Origin of the sequence: Pseudomonas sp. ES4, assembly GCF_050586665.1 — a bacterium.
Taxonomy (GTDB): domain Bacteria; phylum Pseudomonadota; class Gammaproteobacteria; order Pseudomonadales; family Pseudomonadaceae; genus Aquipseudomonas; species Aquipseudomonas frederiksbergensis.
In genome coordinates this window covers 1-350 of the sequence record NZ_JBOBDO010000066.1, presented here as the reverse complement: position 1 = coordinate 350, position 350 = coordinate 1, and the positions used below count along the sequence as shown (strand labels likewise).

Here is a 350-nt window from a genome sequence, read left to right as displayed (position 1 = left end):
TGCGGTCATAGCGCAACAGAAGAGAGCGCCCGGCGCCGTTGTCGAGGCGCTTGATCCTGTCAGAAATGTCCCGCTGCACCGTCAGCCGATTGCCGTAGGCATCGCTGATCGCCGTCAGACGCCCGGCGCGGAAATGGAAAAACCGGGATTTTTCCCCCGCCTGGGCGAGGATCAGTTCTTCCGGCTCGTCACCCAGATAAATCGCCGCCCGCGACAGACTGTTGTGAATCGCCGGGCGCTCGATATTCGGTAACGGAAAGGTGGTACGGCGGTTTTCGTGGTCGATCCAGATAACGCTGTCGCCGTCGATTTCCAGTCGATGCGACAGCGAATGACTCCAGCCAAACCCG

At 60.3% G+C, this 350-nt stretch carries 1 protein-coding gene; it reads right to left on the bottom strand.

The features are described from left to right. A partial coding sequence (locus ACQ4OB_RS27855; RefSeq protein WP_430956873.1) for a DUF6531 domain-containing protein occupies nt 1-350 on the bottom strand: 350 nt, incomplete at both ends.